This window comes from Enterobacter cloacae complex sp. CARB60, from assembly GCF_036487345.1.
Taxonomy (GTDB): Bacteria; Pseudomonadota; Gammaproteobacteria; order Enterobacterales; family Enterobacteriaceae; genus Enterobacter; species Enterobacter asburiae_D.
On sequence record NZ_JAZKLC010000002.1, the window covers coordinates 3968150 to 3994002 of the forward strand.

Here is a 25853-nt window from a genome sequence, read left to right on the forward strand (position 1 = left end):
GAAATGGAAAAAGTATGAAGAACTGGAAAACGCTGCTGCTCGGTGTCGCTATGGTTGCGAATACCAGCTTCGCGGCCCCCCAGGTTGTTGATAAAGTCGCTGCTGTGGTTAACAACGGCGTCGTGCTTGAAAGTGACGTTGACGGTCTGATGAAATCGGTGAAGCTCAATTCGGGCGAAGCCGGTCAACAGCTCCCGGATGACGCCACGCTGCGCCACCAGATCCTGGAGCGTCTGATCATGGATCAGATCGTTCTGCAGATGGGGCAGAAAATGGGTGTGAAGGTCACTGACGAGCAGCTCGATCAGGCGATCGCTAACATCGCGAAGCAGAACAATATGTCTTTAGATCAGATGCGCAGCCGTCTGGCCTATGACGGCATCAGCTACGCCACCTACCGTAACCAGATCCGTAAAGAGATGCTGATTTCGGAAGTGCGTAACAACGAAGTACGTCGCCGCGTCACCATCCTGCCTCAGGAAGTGGACGCGCTGGCAAAACAGGTGGGTAACCAGAACGATGCGAGCACAGAGCTGAACCTGAGCCACATCCTGATCCCACTGCCAGAGAACCCAACGTCCGATCAGGCTGCGGAAGCAGAAAGCCAGGCGCGTTCTATTGTTGAACAGGCGCGTAACGGCGGCGACTTTGGCAAGCTGGCAATCACCTACTCCGCTGACCAACAGGCGCTGAAAGGCGGCCAGATGGGCTGGGGACGTATTCAGGAGCTGCCATCCATCTTTGCTCAGGCGCTGAGCACGGCGAAGAAAGGGGATATCGTTGGTCCTATCCGTTCAGGCGTGGGCTTCCACATTCTGAAGGTGAACGATCTCCGCGGCCAGAGCCAAAATATCTCCGTCACCGAAGTTCACGCTCGCCACATTCTTCTGAAACCGTCACCGATCATGACTGACGATCAGGCGCGTGCGAAGCTGGAACAGATCGCTGCAGATATTAAGAGCGGTAAAACCTCGTTTGCGAAGGCCGCAAAAGAGTTCTCTCAGGATCCAGGCTCTGCTAACCAGGGCGGCGATCTGGGCTGGGCAGCTGCGGATATTTACGATCCTGCCTTCCGCGACGCGTTGATGAAGCTGAACAAAGGCCAGATCAGCACGCCGGTCCACTCTTCGTTTGGCTGGCATCTGATCGAGCTGATGGACACCCGTAACGTTGATAAAACGGATGCGGCACAAAAAGACAGAGCCTACCGTATGCTGTTTAACCGTAAGTTCTCAGAAGAAGCAGCAACCTGGATGCAGGAACAACGCGCCAGTGCTTACGTGAAAGTTCTGAGCAACTAATGAAACAGCATCGTGTTGTTATCACGCCCGGCGAACCCGCCGGGATTGGGCCTGACCTCGTCGTCCAGCTCGCCCAGCGCAGCTGGCCGGTAGAACTGGTTGTCTGCGCCGATGCAACACTGTTACAAGACCGGGCAACGCTGCTCGGTCTGCCTTTAACGCTCATCCCTTACGTTGAAGGCCAACAGCCTGCACCGCAGCAAGCCGGTACGCTGACCCTTCTTTCAGTTCCCCTTCGTACGCCGGTCATCCCGGGCCAGCTCAGCACGGAAAACGGCCACTATGTCGTTGAAACCCTGGCGCGCGCCTGCGACGGTTGCCTGAAGGGCGAATTTGCCGCCCTGATTACCGGCCCCGTCCACAAAGGCGTCATCAACGAAGCGGGCATACCGTTTACCGGGCATACGGAGTTCTTCGAAGCGCGCTCGCACAGCCCGAAAGTGGTGATGATGCTGGCGACGGAGGAGATGCGCGTTGCGCTGGTGACAACCCATCTGCCGATCAAAGCCATTCCTGATGCGATCACCCCTGAACTCCTGCGCGAGATCGTCGGGATTTTGCACCACGATCTGCAGACAAAATTTGGGATCGCGCAGCCGCACGTGCTGGTCTGCGGCCTGAATCCGCACGCCGGAGAAGGCGGGCATATGGGCACTGAAGAGATCGACACCATTATTCCGGTGCTCAACGAAATGCGGGCGAAGGGGATGAACCTCAGCGGGCCGCTGCCTGCGGATACCCTTTTCCAGCCGAAATACCTGGATAACGCCGACGCCGTGCTCGCGATGTACCACGATCAGGGCCTGCCCGTGCTAAAATACCAGGGCTTTGGCCGCGGGGTGAATATCACCCTCGGTTTACCCTTTATTCGAACGTCCGTTGACCACGGTACTGCGCTGGATCTGGCAGGCCAGGGGAAAGCGGATGTCGGCAGTTTTATTACGGCGCTTAATCTCGCCATCAAAATGATTGTTAATACTCAATGACTAATAGAGTCCATCAGGGCCACTTAGCCCGCAAACGTTTCGGGCAAAACTTCCTTAACGATCAGTTCGTGATCGAAAGCATTGTCTCGGCTATTAATCCGCAAAAAGGTCAGGCTATGGTCGAAATCGGCCCGGGCCTTGCCGCGCTGACCGAACCGGTAGGCGAACGCCTCGACGAGCTGACCGTCATCGAACTGGACCGCGATCTGGCCGCACGCCTGCAAACGCACCCGTTCCTCGGGCCGAAGCTGACCATCTATCAGCAGGACGCCATGACCATGAACTTTGGCGAACTGTCGGAAAAAATGGGCCAGCCGCTGCGCGTCTTCGGCAACCTGCCGTACAACATCTCCACGCCGCTCATGTTCCACCTCTTTAGCTATACTGATGCCATTGCCGACATGCACTTCATGTTGCAAAAAGAGGTTGTTAACCGTCTGGTTGCAGGCCCGAACAGTAAAGCGTATGGTCGTTTAAGCGTGATGGCACAATATTACTGCAACGTGATCCCGGTACTCGAAGTACCGCCGTCAGCGTTCACACCACCACCGAAAGTGGATTCAGCGGTTGTGCGCCTTGTGCCGCACAAAACGAAACCGTACCCGGTTAAAGATCTGCGCGTACTGAGCCGCATTACCACAGAAGCCTTTAACCAGCGCCGTAAAACGATCCGTAACAGCCTGAGCAATTCGTTTACCGTTGAGGTGTTAGCCGAGCTGGGGATCGACCCGGCAATGCGTGCGGAGAACATTTCCGTAGAGCAGTACTGCAAGCTGGCTAATTACATCAGCGATAATGCGCCGCCGAAGGAGAGTTAAGCCATGATTGATTCGCCCCGCGTATGTGTCCATGTACAAAGCGTCTATGTTGAATCGCAGTCCTCCCCGGACGAAGAACGTTTTGTTTTCGCTTACACCGTGACCATTCGCAATCTGGGGCGGATGCCCGTGCAGCTGCGCGGGCGCTACTGGCTTATCACTAACGGCAATGGCCGCGAAATCGAAGTTCAGGGCGAAGGTGTGGTCGGTGAGCAGCCCCATATCGCCCCTGGCGAAGAGTACCAGTACACCAGCGGCGCGGTGATTGAAACGCCGATGGGTACCATGCAAGGCCATTATGAAATGGTCGACGTCGATGGCAATGATTTCCGCGTTGCCATTCCTGTGTTCCGTCTCGCCGTAACCACACTCATTCATTAATCTAATGTCTACATATCTGATTGGCGACGTTCACGGTTGCTACGATGAACTGATCGCATTGTTAAAACAGGTCGACTTCACGCCAGGACAGGACACGCTCTGGCTGACGGGCGATTTAGTCGCGCGTGGCCCCGGCTCCCTTGAAGTATTACGTTTCGTCAAATCGCTGGGCGACAGCGTGCGCATGGTGTTGGGCAATCACGATCTGCATCTGCTGGCGGTTTTCGCCGGGATCAGCCGCAACAAACCTAAAGATCGCCTCACCCCACTGCTGGATGCGCCGGACGCGGACGATCTGATTAACTGGCTGCGCCGTCAGCCCCTTCTGCAGATCGACGAAGAGAAGAAGCTGGTCATGGCGCATGCCGGGATCACCCCACAATGGGATCTTGAGACGGCGAAAACCTGCGCGCGTGACGTTGAAGCGGTGCTGGCGAGCGACTCCTATCCTTTCTTCCTCGATGCCATGTACGGCGATATGCCGAACCACTGGAGCGAGGAGCTCAGCGGTCTGGCCCGCCTGCGCTTTATCACCAACGCGTTCACCCGCATGCGTTTCTGCTTCCCGAACGGACAGCTGGACATGTATTCGAAAGAGACGCCGGAAAGCGCGCCCGCTCCGCTGAAACCGTGGTTTGCCATTCCGGGGCCGGTGACCAGCGAGTACAGCGTGGTCTTTGGTCACTGGGCTGCACTGGAAGGAAAAGGAACACCGGAAGGGATCTATGGTCTGGATACCGGATGCTGCTGGGGCGGAGACTTAACCTGCTTACGCTGGGAAGATAAAGCTTACTTTGTGCAGCCGTCCAACCGACAGCTGGACTTAGGAGAAAGTGAGGCCGTCGCCTCCTGATACGTTATTCCCTCTCCCGGCCGGGAGAGGGAAAATGACTTAACGACGTTCCAGAATCTCGAAGCAGTAGCTGTGGGAGTTCTGTGCATCCGCGTCGTGGAATTCGCTGAATACCGATTCCCACTCGTCCGGATCGTAGTCCGGGAAATGGGTATCCCCTTCCACTTCTGCATCAATATGGGTCAGATACAGCTTCTGCGCTTTTGGCAGGAACTGCTCGTACACGCGTCCACCGCCAATCACCATGATCTCTTCGGCATTGCCGCACGCAGCAATCGCCTCGTCTACTGATTTTACCCATTCGACGCGATCGTCAGTGCCCGGCTGGCTGCTGATAACGATATTCTTACGGCCCGGCAATGGACGACCAATCGACTCCCAGGTCAGGCGGCCCATCACTACCGGCTTGTTTAACGTAGTACGTTTAAACCATGCGAGATCGGCAGGCAGGTTCCACGGCATGGCATTTTCCATACCGATAACGCGGTCCACCGCCAGCGCTGCAATCAGACTGATCATTGAAAATTTCCCGGATGCAAAAAATTGCCGCCACTATACGGAAAGCTTAATCTTTCGTCGACTGGCGGCAGGGTAAAGATAAAGAAATTTTTTATTATTGCTGGCAACTCCACTTCACGCGGAAGGTTTACTCTCGGGTTCGTCAGCCGGATCGCCGGTATGCTTGCCCTCTTCCGTGCCCTGCCAGCCATGGCGCTGGGTAAGCGACAGGTGGTTACGGTCCTCGTTAATGATTTCCGTCAGCATCGCGCTGGTGCGTTTAAACACCGCCGCGCGCTCGGTGGCCGTACTGCCGGCCATCGCCGCCATCTCTTCAACCATCTCGGTATTAAAGCGGCGGAACAGGTCCGCCCGTTCGCGCGCTTCATACGCGCCGAGTCCCAGATTTTCCAGCGCCATGCGGCCAGACTTCAGCGCACCTTCGAAGGTTTCACGCTCCGGGGCGTCTACGCCCGCCTGCCGCAGCCGGATGTAGTGATCCACATCGCGCGCGCGGGAGATAATAGTCAGCGCCGGGAAATGTTCTTTTACCAGCTCCACCATCTGCATGCTGGTTTCAGGATCGTCAATGGCGTTAATCAATACCTCGGCTTTTGCCGCCCCGGCGGATTCCAGTAGATCGACGCGGGTCGCATCCCCGTAAAACACCTTCATATCAAATTTACGCAGGGTATCGACATGGTCGGGATCGTGATCGAGGATGACCATTTTCACCCCGCTGGAGAGCAATAAACGCCCGACGATCTGCCCATAGCGACCAAATCCGGCGATGATGACGCGCGGCTGCTCCTCGTCAATCTCATCGGCTTCGCGCTCCTGCTCGCTGTCCGATTTTTCCAGGCGCGTCAGCACCACCAGCAATACAGGCGTCGCCGCCATCGACAGTGCGACCGCCAGCGTCAGCGCTTTCGCCCACTCGGGGTCGAGCACGTTTGCCATCTGCGCGGCGCCAAAGACCACGAACGCAAATTCACTCCCCTGCCCCAGCAGCACGGCAAACCAGCGGCGCTGCCTGCCCGGCACGTTCAGTGGACGCGCAATCAACCACAGCATCACCATTTTAATGACCAGGAAGCCGACCAGCAGAATGACGATCCGCAGCGGATGCGTCACCAGCGTGCCGAAGTCGACGGACATCCCGACGCCGATGAAAAACAGCCCCAGCAGCAGCCCTTTGAACGGCTCGATATCGCTTTCCAGCGCGTGACGGTATTCAGAACTCGCCAGCAGAACGCCTGCGAGGAACGCCCCCATCGCCATCGACAGCCCGGCTTCCTCCAGCAGCAGACCGAAGCCAAACACCAGGAACAGCGCCACGGCGCTGAACACTTCGCGCAGGCCAGAACGGGCAACAAACCGCAGCAGCGGGCGGGTCACGTAGCGGCCAAGCAGCACCACCAGCGCCAGTGCGCCCGCCACCTTCAGCGCCGACAGCGCGAAAGCGCCCAGCGTGGTAGAGGAACCGCTGGCCGCCAGCAGCGGGATCATCGCCACCAGCGGGATAGCGGCAATGTCCTGGAACAGCAGCACCGAGAACGCGCTGCGTCCCATCTGGGATACCGTCAGATTTCGCTCGTTCATCGCCTGCATGGCAATGGCCGTTGAAGAGAGCGCCAGCGTCATGCCGATCAGCTCTGCCACTTTCCAGTCCATACCCAACAGGATGCAGAACCCGCCCAGCAGCAGGCCGCAGGCCACCATCTGCAGAGCCCCGCCGCCAAATACCGAGGCGCGAAGCTTCCACAACCGCTGCGGGTCGAGCTCCAGGCCAATCACAAACAGCATCAGCACCACGCCGATTTCAGCGAAATGGAGAATCGCCTCTGCATCCGTGACCAGTCGAAAGCCCCACGGCCCAATGACGCAGCCCGCAATCAGGTAGCCGAGAACAGAGCCCAGCCCCAGGCGTACCGCCACGGGCACAATCAGCGCCGCCGCGCCGAGGTAAATCAGCGCCTGTATCAGCGTATGGCTATCCATGGTGCGCCTCCTGCCACTCAAGTAAGCGTTGTTTATAATGACGAGCCTGCGCCTGCAGCGTTTCATCGTCGCAAACAAACGTGCAGTGCATCGCAAACGGCGGGAGCCAGTTCAGACCGCAATAGAGCGCAGTCGCCTGCAGCGGCTGCGCCAGGACGTCAAAACCCGGGAAGGAACCGATATCAAAATGGCTTTCCCCTCCGCCGGTAGTGACCGCCCACATCAGGCTTTTTCCTTTTAGCGCATTGCCGTTGTGACCATACGCCCAGCCGTGGGAGAAGACTTTATCAATCCACAGTTTCAGGAGAGGGGGCGTGCTGTACCACTGCATGGGATGCTGCCAGATAATCAGATCGGCACGGGAAAGCGCCTCCTGTTCGGCGGCGATATCAATATTAAAATCGGGATAGAGTTGATAGAGGGAACGTATCTCTACGTTATCAAGCGTCCTTACCTGCTCAAGCATCCGCTTATTCGCATGCGAGTGCTGCGGATAAGGATGGGCATAAATTATCAGAATCATTGATTAGCCTGTTGTTACTGCTTTCTTTTAACAAAAGAGTGTAGTCAGTAATTCAACAGGCTAATAGTGAATATTATTGACGGGCTTACGTCAGAATTCTGAATTAGTTATCCAGCTCGCCCATGGATTTCACCTGGTCACGGTTGATCTGCTCGGTTTGACCGGTTTCGGCGTTTTTGTACGACACCAGACCGGTATCGTCATCCACCTGCGGTTTGCCGTCGGTGACAATGGTTTTGCCATCGGTGGTTTTTACGGCCTGATTAGACGAACAGCCCGCAACGGTAAACATTGTGGTGGCAGCCAGAACGGAAGCGATCAGTAATTTATTTTGCATGGTGTTTTCCCCTGCTCTCAGTTGAATTTCGTTATCGACCTAACCATTTTAGGTTAACTGACTGAAAGCGGATGAAAAACCAGAAGGTTCTGAAGATGGGGAGAATGCCCGGCAGCCGAACGGCACCGGGCATTTTTGCTTACTTGCTAATCTGCGCGTGCATTTCCTGCACCGAAATCACCTTCTCGGTGGCATCCGCGTTCAGCGCCATGGCCGTTGCGAAACCGCCGTTCAGGGTGGTGTCGTAGTGCACTTTGTACTGCAGCGCGCTGCGGCGAATCAGCTTGGAGTCTTCGATCGCCTGGCGGCCTGCGGTGGTGTTGATGATGTAGGTGTATTCGCCATTCTTGATACGATCCTGAATGTGCGGACGACCTTCATGCACCTTGTTCACCAGACGCGGGTTGATACCGGCTTCGCCCAGCACAATCGCCGTACCGTGGGTTGCATCCAGCTCGAAGCCCTGTTTCAGCAGCTTGGCGGCCAGGTCAACCACGCGCTCTTTGTCGCCTTCACGAACGGAGAGCAGCGCACGGCCTGATTTTCTCATGGTAGAGCTACTGCCCAGCTGCGCCTTCGCGAACGCTTCTGCGAAGGTGCGACCCACGCCCATCACTTCCCCGGTAGAGCGCATTTCTGGCCCTAACAGCGGGTCAACGCCCGGGAATTTGTTGAACGGCAGCACCACTTCTTTCACCGAGTAGTACGGTGGAATGATCTCTTTGGTCACGCCCTGCTGCGCAAGCGTCTGGCCCGCCATCACGCGCGCCGCCACTTTCGCCAGCGGTACGCCGGTGGCTTTGGAGACGAACGGTACGGTACGTGCCGCGCGCGGGTTAACTTCAATCAGGTAGACTTCGTTGTCTTTCACCGCGAACTGGACGTTCATCAGACCGCGCACCTGCAGCTCGAAGGCCAGCTTCTGCACCTGCTGGCGCATCACGTCCTGAATTTCCTGGCTCAGGGTGTACGCTGGCAGAGAACAGGCTGAGTCACCGGAGTGTACGCCCGCCTGCTCGATGTGCTCCATGATGCCGCCAATCAGCACCATTTCGCCGTCGCAGATGGCGTCAACGTCCACTTCTACCGCGTCGTCGAGGAAGCGGTCGAGCAGCACTGGCGCATCGTTCGACACGCTCACCGCGGTCTGGAAGTAGCGACGCAGGTCGACTTCGTCATACACAATTTCCATCGCGCGGCCGCCCAGCACGTAGGAAGGACGCACCACCAGCGGGTAGCCAATCTCTTTCGCCTTCTCAACGGCCATCTCAATGGCGGTGACGGTGGCGTTCGCCGGCTGTTTCAGCTTCAGACGGTCAACCGCCTGCTGGAAACGCTCGCGGTCTTCCGCACGGTCAATCGCGTCCGGGCTGGTGCCGATAACCGGCACGCCTGCTGCTTCCAGCGCGCGCGCCAGCTTCAGCGGGGTCTGGCCGCCGTACTGCACGATAACGCCTTTTGGCTTCTCGATGCGCACGATTTCCAGCACGTCTTCCAGCGTCACCGGCTCGAAGTAGAGGCGGTCAGAGGTGTCGTAGTCGGTCGATACGGTTTCCGGGTTACAGTTGACCATGATGGTCTCGTAACCGTCTTCACGCAGCGCCAGGGAGGCGTGTACGCAGCAGTAGTCGAACTCGATGCCCTGGCCGATACGGTTTGGACCGCCGCCCAGTACCATAATCTTGTCGCGGTCGACGGACGGGTTCGCTTCGCACTCGTCTTCATAGGTGGAGTACATGTAGGCGGTGTCGGTCGAGAATTCAGCCGCACAGGTGTCCACGCGCTTGTAGACCGGGTGCAGGTCGTACTGGTCGCGCAGCTTGCGGATTTCTGCTTCGCGCACGCCCGCCAGCTTAGCCAGACGCGCATCGGCGAAGCCTTTACGCTTCAGCACGCGCAGGAAGTCAGCGTCCAGGCCGGTGATGCCCAGCTCAGCCACCTGCTCTTCCAGACGCACCAGCTCTTCAATCTGCACCAGGAACCAGCGGTCGATGTTGGTCAGGTTGAACACGCCATCGACGGACAGGCCCGCGCGGAAGGCATCGGCGATGTACCAGATACGCTCTGCGCCCGCGTCTTTCAGCTCGCGGCGAATTTTCGTCAGCGCTTCCGGGTCGTCCAGGCTCACTTTCGGGTCGAAGCCGGTCGCGCCCACTTCGAGGCCGCGCAGCGCTTTCTGCAGGGATTCCTGCTGCGTGCGGCCAATCGCCATCACTTCACCGACAGATTTCATCTGGGTGGTCAGACGGTCGTTCGCGCCCGCGAATTTCTCGAAGTTGAAGCGAGGAATTTTGGTGACAACGTAGTCGATTGACGGCTCGAAGGACGCAGGCGTGCGGCCACCGGTGATGTCGTTCATCAGCTCGTCGAGGGTGTAACCCACCGCCAGCTTCGCCGCCACTTTCGCAATCGGGAAGCCGGTCGCTTTAGAGGCCAGCGCGGAGGAACGGGACACGCGCGGGTTCATTTCGATAACAATCAGACGGCCGGTTTTCGGGTTAACGGAGAACTGCACGTTAGAACCGCCGGTTTCCACGCCGATTTCACGCAGTACCGCCATCGAGGCGTTACGCATGATTTGATACTCTTTGTCGGTCAGGGTCTGGGCTGGCGCAACGGTGATGGAGTCGCCTGTGTGTATACCCATCGCATCGAAGTTTTCGATGGAGCAGACGATGATGCAGTTGTCGTTTTTATCACGCACCACTTCCATCTCGTACTCTTTCCAGCCAATCAGCGATTCATCAATCAGCAGCTCTTTGGTTGGGGAGAGATCCAGACCGCGTTCGCAAATCTCTTCGAACTCTTCGCGGTTGTAGGCGATGCCGCCGCCGGTGCCGCCCATGGTGAACGATGGACGGATGATGCACGGATAGCCCACGTCAGCCGCGACGGCCAGCGCTTCTTCCATATTGTGTGCGATACCGGAACGCGCGGTGTCGAGGCCGATTTTCTTCATCGCTACGTCGAAGCGGCGACGGTCTTCTGCTTTATCAATCGCGTCGGCGGTCGCACCAATCATGGTCACGCCGAACTCGGCCAGCACGCCCTGACGCTCCAGCTCCAGCGCACAGTTTAGCGCCGTCTGGCCGCCCATGGTTGGCAGCACCGCGTCCGGACGCTCTTTCTCGATGATTTTACGCACCACTTCCCAGTGAATCGGCTCGATGTAGGTTGCATCGGCCATTTCCGGGTCGGTCATGATGGTTGCCGGGTTAGAGTTCACCAGGATTACGCGGTAACCCTCTTCACGCAGGGCTTTACATGCCTGCGCGCCGGAGTAGTCAAATTCGCAGGCCTGGCCGATGACGATCGGGCCAGCGCCAAGGATCAGGATGCTTTTTATGTCTGTACGTTTTGGCATTGTCTTCTCGGCTCCTGATTATTTAGCGGTCTTACGGTATTGCTCGATAAGTTCGATGAAGTGATCGAACAGCGGCGCGGCGTCGTGTGGGCCCGGGCTGGCTTCCGGGTGACCCTGGAAGCTGAACGCTGGCTTATCGGTGCGATGAATCCCCTGCAGGGTGCCATCGAACAGCGACTTATGGGTCACGCGCAGGTTAGCCGGCATCGAGGCTTCATCGACGGCAAAGCCGTGGTTCTGCGCGGTGATCATCACCGTGTTGTTATCGATGTCTTTCACCGGGTGGTTACCACCGTGGTGGCCGAACTTCATCTTAACGGTGTTCGCACCGCTCGCCAGCGCCAGCAGCTGATGGCCGAGGCAGATGCCGAATACCGGGATGTCGGTTTCCAGGAAGGACTTGATGGCGGCGATGGCGTAATCGCACGGTGCCGGGTCACCTGGACCGTTGGACAGGAAAATACCGTCCGGATTCATCTTCAGCACGTCTTCTGCAGAGGTCTGTGCCGGCACCACCGTCAGGCGGCAGCCGCGGTCAACCAGCATGCGCAGGATGTTGCGCTTGGCGCCGAAATCGTAGGCCACCACGTGGAACGGCAGCTCGCTCTCTTTTTTCGCTTCCGGCAGGTCGCCTTCCAGCGTCCAGCTACCCTGGGTCCAGCTGTAGGCTTCTGCGGTCGTTACTTCTTTCGCCAGGTCCATGCCGTTCAGGCCCGGGAAGGCTTTCGCTTTTTCCAGCGCCAGCGTCGCATCGAGGTTATCGCCCGCGATGATGCAGCCGTTTTGTGCACCCTTCTCGCGCAGCAGACGCGTTAACTTACGGGTATCGATATCGGCAATCGCCACGATGTTATGGCGTTTCAGGTAAGAAGAGAGGTCTTCGGTATTGCGGAAGTTGCTGGCAATCAGCGGCAGGTCGCGGATGACCAGGCCTTGCGCATGTACCTGAGAAGATTCTTCGTCAGCAGCATTGGTGCCGACATTGCCGATATGAGGATAAGTAAGAGTAACGATTTGGCGAGAATAGGAAGGATCAGTGAGGATTTCTTGATAACCGGTCATTGAAGTATTGAAAACGACTTCCCCAACCGCCGAACCCGTTGCCCCTATGGCCCGACCGATAAACTGGGTTCCGTCTTCCAGAACCAATAGCGCTGACTTAATCAAAACACCCTCCAGAGAATATTCACTCACTTTATTTGCATATTAATTCATAGCATGTCATGGATCAATGCAAATGTGTTGCCAGCGGATTTTTGGCAAACGGCGGCATTCTGGGGATTTGGTGGGTAAAAGTCAACTTAAAACGGATATTTTGTTTAGTCTTTTGCAGTCCTGGAGAGAGGAATGCGGCTTAAGCGACAAAAAGATCAGGTAAATCACTGCGGAAAACGCTTGCGCGCCTGGTTTAATAAAAAATAATGCGATGGAGCTTAATAAAGTGGACCAAATGGTCAAAATTTACATTTCAGCAACGTTAAAACGCAGCAATAGATAGATATTTATGGCTTTAAATCAAAATACACAATGAAACAGACAAAATAAAAGGGCAATAAAATATTGCCCTATGCAATCAAACAATTACGACTGCAATAACCACATCACGATGGGTAATAATGCTTATAAATTGTTGAGATCGAGCACATCTCGCATATCAAAAAGGCCATCTTTCTTGTTTTTCAGCCACAAAGCGGAACGTACGGCGCCGTTGGCGAACGTCATTCGGCTGGAGGCTTTATGCGTAATTTCGACGCGTTCACCAATATCGGCGAACATCGCCGTGTGTTCGCCGACGATGTCACCCGCTCGCACGGTTGCAAAGCCAATGGTGCCCGGCACGCGTTCGCCGGTGTAACCTTCGCGGGTGTAGACCGCGCAGTCTTTTAAATCTTTATCAAGTGCATGGGCAATCGCTTCGCCCATCGCCAGCGCCGTGCCTGATGGCGCATCAACTTTGTAACGGTGGTGAGCTTCGACGATCTCGATATCGGTATAGTTGCCCATCACCTTCGCAGCCTTCTCCAGCAGCTTCAGCATGACGTTCACGCCCACGCTGAAGTTTGCGGCGAAGACAATCGCAATCTCTTTTGATGCATCCTGAATAGCCTGCTTACCCGCATCGTCAAAACCGGTGGTGCCGATCACCATCCCCTTGCCGTGCTGGCGACAAAACGCCAGGTGCGTGAGCGTCCCTTCCGGGCGGGTAAAATCGATGAAGACATCGAAGTCCTCTTGTACCGCTTCCAGGCTGCTTTGCACGGTAACGCCCGTGTGGCCTGCGCCTGCCAGCTCACCGGCATCGGTCCCCAGAAGCGAAGAACCTTCACGCTCCAGGGCCGCGCCAAGCGCGACGCCATCCATCTGAAGTGCCGCCTGAATAAGCTGACGGCCCATACGTCCACCCGCGCCCGCAATGGCGACGCGGATCTGTGCATCATGCATAGTTATTCTCTTACGTTAAAATGATGTAAACCGTTTTCAGATTAACCAGCCTTGAGAAGCACTGCCAACTGAAAACACCGATAATTAGAATTTAACGTGAAACCGACTTAAATATCAGTAAAAGACATGATTTTGTCGTCACGATAAAGTAACGGGTAAAAAAAAGGCCAGCACAGGAGGTGCTGGCCTTTCATCAGAAAAAGGACTATTCGACTTCGCGGGCGTCGATGCGCAGTTCTTTCGGGACTTCGAAAACGATGTTCTCTTCACGTCCTTCCAGCGGCACCGCTTCGCCACCGCCCAGCTCCTGCAGACGGGAAATGACGTTCTGTACCAGAATATCTGGCGCAGACGCCCCGGCCGTCACGCCGACACAGGCCGCGTGCTTAACCCACGCTTCCTGAATATCCGACGCGTCATCAATCAGGAAAGCCATTTTACCCATGCGTTGCGCCAGTTCGGCCAGACGGTTGGAGTTAGAGGAGTTTTTGGAGCCGACCACCAGCACCACGTCCGCCTGTTCAGCCAGCGCGCGCACCGCTTCCTGACGGTTAGTGGTCGCGTAGCAGATATCATCCTTACGTGGACCGACGATTTTCGGGAAGCGCTGACGCAGGGCGTCAATCACGTCTGAGGTATCGTCTACGGAGAGCGTCGTCTGGGTCATAAACGACAGGCGGGCTTCATTTTTCACGTTCAGCGTAAAGACATCTTCAGGCGACTCGACCAGATACATGCCCCCTTCCGGGTTACTGTACTGGCCCATGGTGCCTTCTACCTCCGGATGACCGGCATGGCCAATCAGAATCGACTCTTCACCGCGACGGCTGGCGCGCGCCACTTCCATATGCACTTTTGTCACCAAAGGACAGGTGGCATCGAATACGGTCAGATCGCGGCTTTTCGCCTCGTTGCGTACCGCCTGCGAGACGCCGTGCGCGGAGAAGATAAGGATCGCACCGTCCGGCACTTCGCCGATCTGCTCAATAAAGATAGCGCCGCGCTCGCGCAGGCTGTCGACCACGTAGCGGTTATGCACCACTTCGTGACGCACATAAATCGGCGCGCCGTAAATCTCCAGCGCGTTTTCAACAATGCTGATAGCGCGGTCTACACCGGCGCAAAAGCCGCGCGGGTTAGCCAACAGGATCTGCATTTCAGGCCTCCAGTGCAGGATCGATTTCCAGCACTTCAACATCAAAATGAACGGTACGCCCGGCGAGCGGATGGTTGAAATCAACGGTAATCGAGTCGCCGTTGATTTCGCGGATCACGCCAGGCATTTCGCTGCCGTCCATAGCGGTAAAGAGCATAATCGCCCCGATTTCCGGTTCACCCGCGTCCATAAACTCGCGGCGCGAGAAATACTGGATCAGGTCCGGGCTTGGCACGCCAAACGCGGCATCCGGCTCCAGCGAAAAGGCTTTTTTCTCACCCTCTTTCAGACCGAGAAGCTGCTGCTCAAGACCTTCAGACAGCGAGGTATCCCCGAGGCGAAACAGGGCCGGTTTGCCGTTGTTGCGGGTGGATTCGGCCGTGGAGCCGTCATCCAGCTTCAGCGTGAAGTGAACGAGAACCGCGCTGTTGCTCTGTACGGATTTAGACATGCAAATTGCTCGCTTGTTTTGGGTCACCTGTTGCCCGGTGGCGCTGCGCTTACCGGGCCTACGGGAGGCCACAAATTCTGTAGGCCGGGTAAGCGCAGCGCCACCCGGCATTGACAATTAAGCCTGCTCTTTCGCGGCCGGTTTCGGCAAGAAGCCTTCCAGCACGATTAACGCGGCGCCTACGCAAATTGCGGTGTCTGCCAGGTTAAAGGTCGCGAAGTGCCAGTCGCCGACGTAGAAGTCGATCATATCGACCACAAAGCCGTGCCACAGGCGGTCAAACAGGTTGCCCAGCGCGCCGCCAATGATCAGCGCGTAGGCGATGTTATTCAGCTTTTGCGTGGCCTTCGAGCGGTACATCAGCACCGCCAGGATCACGCAGATACCGAGAGCGATACCCGCAAAGAACCAGCGCTGCCAGCCACCGCTGTCGGCAAGGAAACTAAACGCTGCGCCGTAGTTGCGCGCGTAGTGCAGGTTAAGCGACGGGAACAGCGGGACCGTATCCCCCAGAGCGAAATTCTGGAGGATCAGGAACTTGCTGCCCAGATCGATAATCAGCACCACCACAACCAGCCACAGCCAGCGCAGTCCTGTTGAACAGAGAGTTTTACTCATCAGGCAAACTTACGTTTTTCGCCGTCACCGGCGACGTTGCTTACACAGCGTCCGCAGATGTCTGCGTGTTCCGCCACCTGGCCAACATCGGTGGTGTAATGCCAGCAGCGCGGGCATTTCTCACCGTCGGCTTTGCTCAGCGCGACTTTCAGTCCTTTGAGCAGTTCGCTCTGCTGAGCATCAGCAGAAGCATCGGCATAATCCGCAACTTTCGCACCGGAGGTCAACAGGACAAATCGCAATTCATCGCCCAGCGCCGTCAGCTTCGCCGCCAGCTCCGGTTCGGCGTACAGGGTGACTGCCGCTTCCAGAGAGCCGCCGACTTTCTTGTCTGCACGCGCCTGCTCGATAACCTTGTTCACTTCGCCACGCACTTTCAGCAGTTCGTCCCAGAAGGCATCGTTCATCGCTTCGGTGCTGGAGAGATCGAACAGACCTTCGTACCACTCGCCCGTGAAGACATACTTCTCACGGTCGCCCGGCAGGTAGCCCCAGATTTCATCCGCGGTGAAGGACATGATCGGCGCCATCCAGCGCACCAGCGCTTCTGCGATGTGGAACAGCGCGGTCTGGCAGCTACGACGCGCCACGCTGTCCGCTTTCGCGGTGTACTGGCGGTCTTTGATGATGTCGAGGTAGAACGAGCCCATCTCGATGGAGCAGAAGCGCATCAGGCGCTGCACCACTTCGTGGAAGTCGTAAGACTCATAGGCTTTCAGGATATCGTCCTGCGCCGCTTTCGCGCAGCCTACCGCCCAGCGGTCCAGCACCACCATCTCTTCCGGTTTCACCATGTCTTTTGCCGGATCGAACCCGTTCAGGTTCGCCAGCAGGAAGCGCGCGGTGTTACGGATACGACGATAGCTGTCGGCGGCACGCTTCAGGATCTCGTCAGACACCGCCATTTCGCCGGTGTAGTCGGTGGAAGCCACCCACAGACGCAGAATGTCTGCACCCAGCTTGTTCATCACATCCTGCGGAGAAACGGTGTTACCGATAGATTTGGACATCTTACGGCCCTGACCATCCACGGTGAAGCCGTGAGTCAGTACCTGACGGTAAGGCGCTTTACCCTTCATGGCGGTGGAGATCATCAGCGATGACATGAACCAGCCGCGGTGTTGGTCAGACCCTTCCAGATACATATCGGCAGCGTGACCGGCAAACTCCGGACGCACGTCAACCACGGAGGAGTGGGTAGACCCGGAGTCGAACCACACGTCCAGGGTATCCGGCACTTTCTCGTAGCTGTCTGCGTCAGCGCCCAGGATGTCGCGGGAGTCGAGATCCCACCACGCCTGAATGCCGTCAACTTCGACGCGCTTCGCCACTTCTTCCATCAGTTCCAGGGTGTTCGGGTGCAGCTCCTGCGTCTCTTTATGTACGAACAGAGACATCGGCACGCCCCAGGTACGCTGACGGGAGATACACCAGTCAGGACGGTTAGCCACCATGGATTCAATACGCGCCTGGCCCCAGTCAGGGATCCACTGCACGCCTTTGATCTCTTTCAGAGACTGCTCGCGCAGGCCTTTCTGATCCATGCTGATGAACCACTGCGGGGTCGCACGGAAGATGATCGGGGTCTTGTGACGCCAGCAGCACGGATAGCTGTGCTGCATTTTTTCAACGTGCAGTAGCGCGCCGCTGGTGCGCAGCATGTCGACGATGATGTCGTTCGCTTTGAAGACGTTGATACCGTCCAGCGCCGGGTAGGTGCCAGGCAGGTAAGAGCCGTCCGGGCCAACCGGGTTAGCAATTTCCAGACCGTACTTCAGGCTGATGTTGTAGTCGTCAGGGCCGTGGCCACCGGCGGTATGTACCGCACCGGTACCCGCTTCCAGCGTAACGTGGTCGCCCAGGATCGCCGGAACGTCGAAGTCCAGGAACGGGTGTTTGAAGCGCATCAGCTCCAGCGCATCACCTTTCACAGTGCCCAGCACGGTGTAGTCGCTGATATGCGCGCGCTTCAGCACGCTCTCAACCAGATCTTTCGCCAGGATAACCGCCTGACCTTCAACCTGAACCAGCGCGTATTCGAACTCACCGGACAGGGAGATCGCGCGGTTGGCTGGCAGGGTCCACGGGGTGGTGGTCCAGATAACCAGCGAGATTGGGCCGTTAACGGACGACACGCCAAATTTGGCCTTCACCGCATCCTGATCGACGGCATGGAACGCCACGTCAATAGATGGAGAGGTTTTGTCGTAATACTCCACTTCCGCTTCTGCCAGCGCAGAGCGGCAGTCCACGCACCAGTGCACCGGCTTAGCGCCTTTGTGCAGGTGGCCGTTACCGATGATTTTACCCAGCGCACGGATGATGTTGGCTTCAGTTTTGAAGTCCATGGTCAGGTACGGGTGCGACCAGTCGCCCAGCACGCCCAGACGGATGAAGTCAGCGCGCTGACCGTCAACCTGCGTCGCGGCGTATTCGCGGCACTTCGCACGGAACTCGGCGGCGGTGAACTTCTCACCCGGCTTGCCGAACTCCTGCTCTACTTTCAGCTCGATTGGCAGACCGTGGCAGTCCCAGCCCGGAACGTAAGGCGAGTCATATCCCGTGAGGCCTTTGGACTTCACGATAATGTCTTTCAGAATCTTGTTAACCGAGTGACCAATATGAATGCTGCCATTCGCATATGGAGGGCCATCATGCAGAATGAAGGATTTTTTGCCTTTTTTGGCTGCACGAATGATGCCGTACAGGTCATCATCGGTCCAACGCGCCAGCATTCCCGGTTCGCGCTTGGCGAGATCGCCGCGCATCGGGAACCCTGTTTCCGGCAAATTCAGGGTTGATTTATAGTCACTCATCAGATTCTCGGTTCCGTATTTATCACGTAGGCAGTTAAGCCGGGTTCAAAGCCCAAAAAACTCGCGGGCCGTCAATTCATCTCGCGCAATTTGCGCTTTTAGTTCATCCAGCGAACCAAATCGCTGCTCGTTGCGTATTTTTTTACGCAGTATCACATCTATATGGCGACCATACAGGTCCATTACAACGTCCAGCAGGTGCACTTCTAGCTGTTGACGCACACCGGCGACGGTCGGACGCGTGCCAATGTTGGCGACGCCGTAAAACGGCTTATCGCCCAGTCCTGCCACTTCCACCGCATACACCCCTTTAACCGGGGAAACCTGACGACGCAGCGGTATATTCGCCGTCGGGAAGCCTATCGTGCGGCCCAGCGCATCGCCATGGACCACGCGGCCAGAGATAGTGAACGGATGCCCCAGCAGGGTTTCCGCCGTATCCAGTTCGTCATCGGCCAGCGCCCGACGAACCGCCGTGCTGCTGACGCGCACGCCGCCTTCGCAGAAGGTCATCGCGCTGGTGACGTCAAATCCGTACTCCAGACCAGCCTTCTGTAATAGCAAGAAATCGCCCTGACGACCAGCGCCAAAGCGGAAATCATCGCCCACGGCGAGAAACTGCACGCCAAGACGCTTAACCAGAAGGTCGCTGACGAAATTTTGTGCTGTCAGTGCGGCAAAGCGACGGTCGAAACGCACACACAATACATAGTCAACGCCGGACTCCGCCAGATAGCGCAACTTCTCGCGCAGGCGGGTGAGGCGGGCGGGAGATTTATCGCCCGCGAACAGCTCCAGCGGCTGCGGCTCGAAAATCATCACTACAACGGGCAGGCCACGGGCCTCCCCTTCTTTACGCAATCCCTGCAACAGCGCCTGATGACCACGATGCACGCCGTCGAAATTACCAATGGTCAGCACGCACCCGTGTGGCGCGCTGCTGAGATTATGTATGCCGCGTATCAGCTTCATGTCTGGCTCAAAACAGTGAAAATCGCCAAAGTATACCTTGTACAGCGGTTAAGGTTAACCGGCGATTGTTCGCGCAAAACAGAAAGCCGTAATGATTTCATCAGGCTGACCTTTCGCAGCGAAAAAATCTGCTCGTGAACTGCGATTTTTATGCCGAAAGGCTGTATTCAGGGAAGACAAGCTGGTAGAATCCTGCGCCATCACTACGTAACGTAGCGTCGCTAATTAACGGCGCTTATTTGCACAAATCCATTGACAAAAGAAGGCAAAGAGGGCATATTCCTCGGCCTTTGAATTGTCCACATAGAACATATTTGGGAGTTGGACTTGGCTAATATCAAATCAGCTAAGAAACGTGCCGTTCAGTCTGAAAAGGCTCGTAAGCACAACGCAAGCCGTCGCTCTATGATGCGTACTTTCATCAAGAAAGTATACGCAGCAATCGAAGCTGGCGACAAAGCTGCAGCGCAGAACGCATTTAACGAAATGCAACCAATCGTGGATCGTCAGGCTGCTAAAGGTCTGATCCACAAAAACAAAGCAGCGCGTCATAAAGCAAACCTGACCGCGCAGATCAACAAACTGGCTTAATCGCTACTTGTTGTTGCTTGTTTAAAGAACCCGCTTAACGCGGGTTTTTTTATGCCTTCAGATTGCCGGTGGCGTAAACAGCGCCGCGTAGTCACGGTTACAGATTCGCTGTACCGCCGGGTGCTGAATCATCCTTTCGGCAAATATGGCGTGATACTCCTCCATCACGTTATCCACTCTGCCTATCTCCGTAATCTTATCGTCCGAATAGAGATCGTGCGCGTACAGCGTCGGCGCAACGAAGATCGCGTTATGCGCTTCGCCAAAGGCTTTCATCAGCGCCGCATCGTCGAACTCACCGAGGATTTCTACCTTTAGCCCCTGCGAGTTAAACCAGATCAGCAGCTTGCGTCCGAGCATGGAACGCCTTCCGGGCACCAGCAGGCGGCGCTCTTCAAGGCACGCGGGGAACGGTTTTTCCGGCGGCGGGTTAATGCACCAGAAGCTGACGCCGCATTCGCCAATCTTCACCGAGAACAGCCCTTCCTGCTGGGTGGAGTCAATCGGGCAGTCCGAGATAATCATGTCCAGCTTGTGCTGGCTCAGCTGTTCCAGCAGCATCTCGTGGGTGGATTCAAAGCAGCGCAGATGGATTTGCTCATCTTCTACCACCGCCGCATCCAGCACGCCGCTCACCAGCCGTTTCGACAGCGCATCCGCCACGCCCACGTCAAAGAGCAGGTTCGACTCTTTGCGGTAGTTGACGATATCCAGCATCTCCTGGCTCAGGGTGAACATTTTGTCCGCATAGCGAAACACCAGCTCGCCCAGTTCGCTGGGTTCAATACCGCGCCCTTTACGCTTGAACAGCTTGCCCTGCAGGCGCTCTTCCAGGGCCTTGATTTGCCCGGTGATGGTTTGCGGCGTCAGGTAGAGCGCCTCTGCCGCCCCCACCACCGAGCCCTGTTTATAGACGTGCCAGAAGTAGTAAAGATGGTTGTAATTTAAATGAGACATCGCGTCTTCTCTCCCTGAGTGTGTATCGGGAGAAGGATCGCCTCCTCCCGGTGTTCCGTTATGCCTGGACGGCCTGTCCGGACAATTTCACCTTCAACAAGGTATAACCGATTACCGCAGCCAATAATGACCCGATAAGAATGCCGAGTTTAGCCCAGACGATAAGCTCAGGCGCATGCGCACCAAACGCCAGCGTCGAGATAAAGATCGACATCGTAAACCCGATGCCACACAGCACGCCGACGGCCATAATCTGCTTAAACGTGGTGCCGTGCGGCAAAGACGCCAGCTTCAGCTTCGTCGCCAGCCAGCAGAAGAGGCTAATGCCCAGCGGCTTACCGATAAACAGCCCGGCAATAATGCCCAGTGGCAGCACGGACGTCAGCCCGTCCAGCGTCACGCCGCCGAGGGAAACGCCCGCGTTGGCGAACGCAAACAGCGGCAGGATCATAAAGGCGACCCACGGGTGCAGCACATGCTCCAGCTGTTTGGCAGGCGACTTGCCGTCCTGCAGCTTAAGCGGCACGAAGAAGCCGACGATCACACCAGCCAGCGTAGCGTGCACGCCCGATTTCAGCACCGCCGTCCACAGCACCATCCCCACCAGGATATAGATACCGATGCGGCGAACATTGAAGACGTTCAACAGCGCCAGCACCGCAATCGCCCCAGCGGCCACGCTCAGGGACAGGATCGACAGATCGCTGGTGTAGAACAGCGCGATAATCACAATGGCGCCCAGGTCATCGATGATCGCCAGCGCCATCAGGAAGATTTTCAGGGCCACCGGCACGCGGCTTCCCAGCAGTGCCAGCACTCCGAGCGCAAAGGCGATATCCGTCGCAGCCGGGATCGCCCAGCCGTGACGTGCAATCGGATCCTGCCAGGTGAACGCCAGGAAGAGCAGCGCCGGCACCACCATCCCACCGAGGGCGGCAATCACCGGAAACGCCGCGCGCTGGCGGCTGGCAAGCGAGCCCAGTACCAGCTCACGCTTAACCTCAAGCCCGACGAGCAGGAAGAACACCGCCATCAGCGCATCGTTGATCCACAGCAGCATGTTCTTGTTAATTTCGAGCGCGCCGACCTTCAGCTCAACGGGCGTTTCCAGAAATGCATGGTAGAGTTCCTGCGTGATGCCAAGGTTAGCCAGCACCATCGCGGCCGCAGCGGCAATAATCAGGATCACGCCGCCGGACGCCTCACTGCTAAAAAAACGGTGTAGTAATTTCACTTTAATTCTCTCTGTTACAACAATACCTCGATAAAACCATAATACCAAGCCAGATAGCTCGGAAAAAACAGATTAATATTGAGTATAGATTCAGTTTTACCGAGCAATACCCATAAATAGAAAAAGCCCGGAATCGCTTCCGGGCCTTTACGGATGAAAACCTGCGAACAGATTAACGGGTCAAATCATCGAAGAATTTTTTGACGCCATCGAAGAAGCTTTTGGAACGCGGGCTGTTTTTCTCACCCGTCGGGCCGCCAAAGCTCTCCTGCAGCTCTTTCAGCAGCTGTTTCTGCTTGTCGTTCAGGCCAACCGGCGTTTCCACGACGACGCGGCACAGCAGGTCACCCTGCGCACCACCGCGAACGGATTTAACGCCTTTCCCGCGCATGCGGAACAGCTTACCGGTCTGGGTTTCGCCAGGCACTTTCAGGTTCACGCGACCATCCAGCGTCGGTACTTCGATTTCACCGCCCAGTGCCGCCATCGCGAAGTTGATCGGCACTTCGCAGTACAGGTTATTACCTTCACGCTCGAAGATAGCGTGCTGTTTCACCTGCACCTGAACGTACAGATCGCCTGCCGGCGCGCCGTGCTCCCCTGCTTCACCTTCACCCGCCAGACGGATGCGGTCGCCCGTATCGACGCCAGCCGGGATTTTAACGGACAGGGTCTTGGTTTTCTCAACGCGACCGTGGCCGTGGCATTTGGTGCACGGATCTTTAATCAGCGTACCGCGACCGTGACAGTGAGGACAGGCCTGCTGTACCGCGAAGAAGCCCTGACGCATCTGTACCTGACCAGAGCCGTGACAGGTTGGACAGGTCTGAGGCTGCGTACCCGCTTTCGCGCCGCTGCCGTGGCAAACGTCACACTCTTCCAGCGTCGGAATACGGATCTCTTTGGTGACACCGCGAACGGCCTCTTCCAGCGTCAGCTCCATGTTGTAGCGCAGGTCCGCGCCGCGCGCCGCGCGCTGACGACCACGGCCGCCGCCGAAGATGTCGCCAAATACATCGCCAAAGATATCGCTGAAGTCAGCGCCGCCACCAAAGCCGCCGCCACCGAATCCACCGCCGCCCATGCCGCCCTGTTCAAAGGCTGCGTGACCGTACTGGTCATAGGCCGCACGTTTTTGTGCATCGGTCAGGACTTCGTAGGCTTCTTTGATCTCTTTAAATTTGGCTTCAGCCTCTTTGTCACCCTGGTTACGGTCCGGGTGGAATTTCATGGCCAGGCGCTTATACGCCTTTTTGATTTCACGCTCTTCCGCAGTTTTCGGAACGCCTAAAATCTCGTAATAGTCTTGCTTTGCCATTGGTTTTTTTAAGCCCCTTAACATGCGAGCACGGGCGTGGAGAGTTCTCCTACGCCCGTGCCGATTAATTACCCTGCATCAGGGCGATTATTTTTTATCTTTAACTTCTTCGAACTCAGCGTCGACAACGTCGTCGTCTTTCGCGTTGTTCGCTGAAGCGTCAGCGCCCGCCTGCTGTTGAGCGTGCTGCTGCTGAGCGATTTCCATCAGCTTCTGAGAAGCCTGCGCCAGTTCCTGCATCTTCGCTTCGATGGCCGCTTTGTCTTCACCTTTCAGTGAGGATTCCAGCGCACTCAGTGCAGCTTCGATAGCAGTTTTGTCTTCCGCTGGCAGTTTATCGCCCGCTTCTTCAACCTGCTTACGGGTGCTGTGCAGCAGATGGTCACCCTGGTTACGGGTCTGAACCAGCTCTTCGAACTTACGGTCGGATTCCGCGTTAGCTTCGGCATCGCGAACCATTTTTTCGATTTCCGCTTCGTTCAGGCCAGAAGATGCCTTGATGGTGATCTTCTGCTCTTTACCGCTGTTTTTGTCTTTCGCAGACACGTGCAGGATACCGTCAGCATCGATGTCGAAGGTCACTTCGATCTGCGGCATGCCGCGCGGTGCCGGGTTAATACCGTCCAGGTTGAACTGACCCAGAGATTTGTTATCCGCCGCACGCTTACGCTCACCCTGAATCACATGGATGGTTACCGCAGACTGGTTGTCTTCAGCGGTAGAGAACACCTGGCTGTGTTTCGTTGGGATGGTGGTGTTTTTGTTGATGAGCGCAGTCATCACACCGCCCATGGTTTCGATACCCAGAGACAGCGGGGTAACGTCCAGCAGCAGTACGTCTTTCACTTCACCGGTCAGTACGCCACCCTGAACCGCAGCGCCGATTGCGACCGCTTCGTCCGGGTTAACGTCTTTACGTGGCTCTTTACCAAAGAACTCAGCCACTTTCTTCTGAACCATTGGCATACGGGTCTGACCACCGACCAGGATAACGTCCTGGATATCGGATACGGACAGGCCAGCGTCCTGCAGAGCAACTTTCAGCGGCTCGATAGAACGGTTCACCAGGTCTTCTACCAGGCTTTCCAGTTTCGCACGGGTCACTTTAATGTTCATGTGTTTAGGACCGGTCGCGTCTGCAGTGATGTACGGCAGGTTCACGTCGGTCTGCTGAGCGGAAGACAGCTCGATCTTCGCTTTCTCAGCGGCTTCTTTCAGGCGCTGCATAGCCAGCGGGTCGTTACGCAGGTCAATGCCCTGATCTTTCTTGAACTCGTCAACGAGGTAGTTGATCAGACGGGTATCGAAGTCTTCACCACCCAGGTGGGTATCACCGTTGGTTGCCAGAACTTCGAAGGTTTTTTCGCCGTCAACTTCGTCGATTTCGATAATAGAGATATCGAAGGTACCACCACCCAGGTCGTAAACCGCGATAGTACGGTTGCCAACTTCTTTATCCAGACCGTAAGCCAGTGCAGCAGCGGTTGGTTCGTTGATGATACGTTTTACTTCCAGACCTGCGATACGGCCAGCATCTTTGGTTGCCTGACGCTGAGCATCGTTGAAGTAGGCAGGTACGGTGATAACAGCTTCAGTTACCGGCTCACCCAGGTAATCTTCAGCGGTTTTCTTCATTTTTTTCAGCACTTCAGCAGAAATCTGCGGTGGTGCAGTTTTAGCGCCTTTCACATCAAGCCATGCATCGCCGTTATCTGCCGCGATGATTTTGTAAGGCATGATGGAAACGTCACGCTGAACTTCTTCGTCCTGGAAGCGGCGACCGATCAGGCGTTTAATCGCAAACAGGGTGTTTTGCGGGTTTGTCACTGCCTGACGTTTAGCCGGCTGACCAACCAGAGTTTCACCATCCTGGGTATAAGCAATGATAGAAGGCGTGGTGCGATCGCCCTCGGCGTTCTCCAGCACGCGTGCAGTAGTGCCATCCATAATCGCTACACAAGAGTTGGTAGTACCCAGGTCGATACCAATAATTTTACCCATCTAAACGTCTCCACTAAAAATTCAGTCAACATGTGGTTGTGTACCTGTAATAAGGGCAGAACGTGCTTTTTCAACTGCCCAGATTTGATTTTTTTCAGGTCCACACACTGCGGTTGACTACAAGATGGGGTCGCGACGGCATCCATCAAGGGGCAAGCATAAAAAAAATTTTAATTTCACCCTGATGAGATCATAGACGCCATCGATTGCGGCCATTATGATGCCGCGCCCAGTC

At 56.3% G+C, this 25853-nt stretch carries 22 protein-coding genes and 1 pseudogene; 6 read left to right on the top strand and 17 right to left on the bottom strand.

Annotated features, from left to right (window positions below; genetic code table 11):
• Nucleotides 1-14 precede the first annotated feature (14 nt).
• Genes surA through apaH form a run of 5 tightly spaced genes read left to right on the top strand, consistent with a single transcriptional unit; the run spans nucleotide 15 to nucleotide 4339 of the window.
• The gene (surA, locus tag V4835_RS20040; protein ID WP_063143323.1) at nucleotides 15-1301 is read left to right on the top strand and encodes a peptidylprolyl isomerase SurA; all 1287 of its coding nucleotides are present in this window, start codon (nucleotides 15-17) and stop codon (nucleotides 1299-1301) included.
• Nucleotides 1301-2287, top strand: coding sequence for a 4-hydroxythreonine-4-phosphate dehydrogenase PdxA (gene pdxA, locus V4835_RS20045; RefSeq protein ID WP_331413422.1), 987 nt, complete (start codon nucleotides 1301-1303; stop codon nucleotides 2285-2287). Before surA ends, pdxA begins: the two co-directional genes overlap by 1 nt.
• Nucleotides 2284-3105 (top strand): 16S rRNA (adenine(1518)-N(6)/adenine(1519)-N(6))-dimethyltransferase RsmA, encoded by an 822-nt coding sequence (gene rsmA / locus V4835_RS20050; protein WP_023310362.1) that lies wholly within the window; start codon nucleotides 2284-2286, stop codon nucleotides 3103-3105. Before pdxA ends, rsmA begins: the two co-directional genes overlap by 4 nt.
• A gap of 3 nt (nucleotides 3106-3108) precedes the next feature.
• On the top strand, nucleotides 3109-3486 hold the full coding sequence (gene apaG, locus V4835_RS20055; RefSeq protein ID WP_023310361.1) for a Co2+/Mg2+ efflux protein ApaG: 378 nt from the start codon (nucleotides 3109-3111) through the stop codon (nucleotides 3484-3486).
• 4 nt (nucleotides 3487-3490) lie between these two features.
• Nucleotides 3491-4339, top strand: coding sequence for a bis(5'-nucleosyl)-tetraphosphatase (symmetrical) ApaH (gene apaH, locus V4835_RS20060; RefSeq protein WP_223562397.1), 849 nt, complete (start codon nucleotides 3491-3493; stop codon nucleotides 4337-4339).
• 39 nt (nucleotides 4340-4378) lie between these two features.
• Here apaH and folA read toward each other — a convergent pair whose 3' ends face one another.
• The 13 genes and pseudogenes from folA to V4835_RS20125 form a co-directional block, all read right to left on the bottom strand.
• Nucleotides 4379-4858 (bottom strand): type 3 dihydrofolate reductase, encoded by a 480-nt coding sequence (gene folA, locus V4835_RS20065; protein WP_008502023.1) that lies wholly within the window; start codon nucleotides 4856-4858, stop codon nucleotides 4379-4381.
• A 114-nt stretch (nucleotides 4859-4972) separates the two neighbouring features.
• Nucleotides 4973-6838, bottom strand: a complete 1866-nt coding sequence (gene kefC / locus V4835_RS20070) for a glutathione-regulated potassium-efflux system protein KefC (RefSeq protein ID WP_063143320.1) — start codon at nucleotides 6836-6838, stop codon at nucleotides 4973-4975.
• Nucleotides 6831-7361: a glutathione-regulated potassium-efflux system oxidoreductase KefF gene (gene kefF / locus V4835_RS20075; RefSeq protein ID WP_024907429.1), complete on the bottom strand. Its 531-nt coding sequence runs from the start codon at nucleotides 7359-7361 to the stop codon at nucleotides 6831-6833. The genes kefC and kefF overlap by 8 nt, the downstream gene beginning before the upstream one ends.
• Before the next feature lie 103 nt (nucleotides 7362-7464).
• Nucleotides 7465-7698 (bottom strand): YgdI/YgdR family lipoprotein, encoded by a 234-nt coding sequence (locus tag V4835_RS20080; RefSeq protein WP_023310357.1) that lies wholly within the window; start codon nucleotides 7696-7698, stop codon nucleotides 7465-7467.
• A 139-nt stretch (nucleotides 7699-7837) separates the two neighbouring features.
• Nucleotides 7838-11062: a carbamoyl-phosphate synthase large subunit gene (carB, locus tag V4835_RS20085; protein WP_063143319.1), complete on the bottom strand. Its 3225-nt coding sequence runs from the start codon at nucleotides 11060-11062 to the stop codon at nucleotides 7838-7840.
• An 18-nt stretch (nucleotides 11063-11080) separates the two neighbouring features.
• Nucleotides 11081-12229, bottom strand: a complete 1149-nt coding sequence (gene carA, locus V4835_RS20090) for a glutamine-hydrolyzing carbamoyl-phosphate synthase small subunit (RefSeq protein WP_010427050.1) — start codon at nucleotides 12227-12229, stop codon at nucleotides 11081-11083.
• A 453-nt stretch (nucleotides 12230-12682) separates the two neighbouring features.
• Nucleotides 12683-13504 (bottom strand): 4-hydroxy-tetrahydrodipicolinate reductase, encoded by an 822-nt coding sequence (dapB, locus tag V4835_RS20095; protein WP_331413424.1) that lies wholly within the window; start codon nucleotides 13502-13504, stop codon nucleotides 12683-12685.
• A 205-nt stretch (nucleotides 13505-13709) separates the two neighbouring features.
• Complete coding sequence (gene ispH, locus V4835_RS20100; protein ID WP_063143317.1) at nucleotides 13710-14660, bottom strand: 4-hydroxy-3-methylbut-2-enyl diphosphate reductase; 951 nt, start codon at nucleotides 14658-14660, stop codon at nucleotides 13710-13712.
• 1 nt (nucleotide 14661) lies between these two features.
• On the bottom strand, nucleotides 14662-15111 hold the full coding sequence (gene fkpB / locus V4835_RS20105; protein WP_003856450.1) for an FKBP-type peptidyl-prolyl cis-trans isomerase: 450 nt from the start codon (nucleotides 15109-15111) through the stop codon (nucleotides 14662-14664).
• 117 nt (nucleotides 15112-15228) lie between these two features.
• Nucleotides 15229-15729 (bottom strand): signal peptidase II, encoded by a 501-nt coding sequence (gene lspA, locus V4835_RS20110; protein ID WP_063143316.1) that lies wholly within the window; start codon nucleotides 15727-15729, stop codon nucleotides 15229-15231.
• Nucleotides 15729-18545, bottom strand: a complete 2817-nt coding sequence (gene ileS / locus V4835_RS20115; protein ID WP_331413425.1) for an isoleucine--tRNA ligase — start codon at nucleotides 18543-18545, stop codon at nucleotides 15729-15731. The genes lspA and ileS overlap by 1 nt, the downstream gene beginning before the upstream one ends.
• 45 nt (nucleotides 18546-18590) lie before the next feature.
• Entirely contained in the window at nucleotides 18591-19517 is a 927-nt protein-coding gene (ribF, locus tag V4835_RS20120) for a bifunctional riboflavin kinase/FAD synthetase (RefSeq protein ID WP_032644021.1), read from the bottom strand.
• Nucleotides 19518-19524: 7 nt separating this feature from the next.
• Nucleotides 19525-19743, bottom strand: a pseudogene (locus tag V4835_RS20125) (DUF2575 domain-containing protein).
• Nucleotides 19744-19844: 101 nt separating this feature from the next.
• Here V4835_RS20125 and rpsT point away from each other — a divergent pair.
• The gene (gene rpsT, locus V4835_RS20130) at nucleotides 19845-20108 is read left to right on the top strand and encodes a 30S ribosomal protein S20 (protein WP_003856458.1); all 264 of its coding nucleotides are present in this window, start codon (nucleotides 19845-19847) and stop codon (nucleotides 20106-20108) included.
• A gap of 57 nt (nucleotides 20109-20165) precedes the next feature.
• Here rpsT and nhaR read toward each other — a convergent pair whose 3' ends face one another.
• The 4 genes from nhaR to dnaK all read right to left on the bottom strand — a co-directional run bounded on the left by nhaR (nucleotide 20166) and on the right by dnaK (nucleotide 25618).
• Nucleotides 20166-21065 (bottom strand): transcriptional activator NhaR, encoded by a 900-nt coding sequence (gene nhaR / locus V4835_RS20135; RefSeq protein WP_331413428.1) that lies wholly within the window; start codon nucleotides 21063-21065, stop codon nucleotides 20166-20168.
• A 58-nt stretch (nucleotides 21066-21123) separates the two neighbouring features.
• Nucleotides 21124-22299, bottom strand: a complete 1176-nt coding sequence (gene nhaA / locus V4835_RS20140) for a Na+/H+ antiporter NhaA (protein ID WP_331413430.1) — start codon at nucleotides 22297-22299, stop codon at nucleotides 21124-21126.
• Nucleotides 22300-22471: 172 nt separating this feature from the next.
• On the bottom strand, nucleotides 22472-23617 hold the full coding sequence (gene dnaJ, locus V4835_RS20145) for a molecular chaperone DnaJ (protein WP_023310347.1): 1146 nt from the start codon (nucleotides 23615-23617) through the stop codon (nucleotides 22472-22474).
• 87 nt (nucleotides 23618-23704) lie between these two features.
• On the bottom strand, nucleotides 23705-25618 hold the full coding sequence (gene dnaK / locus V4835_RS20150; protein WP_331413431.1) for a molecular chaperone DnaK: 1914 nt from the start codon (nucleotides 25616-25618) through the stop codon (nucleotides 23705-23707).
• Between the last annotated feature and the right edge of the window lie 235 nt (nucleotides 25619-25853).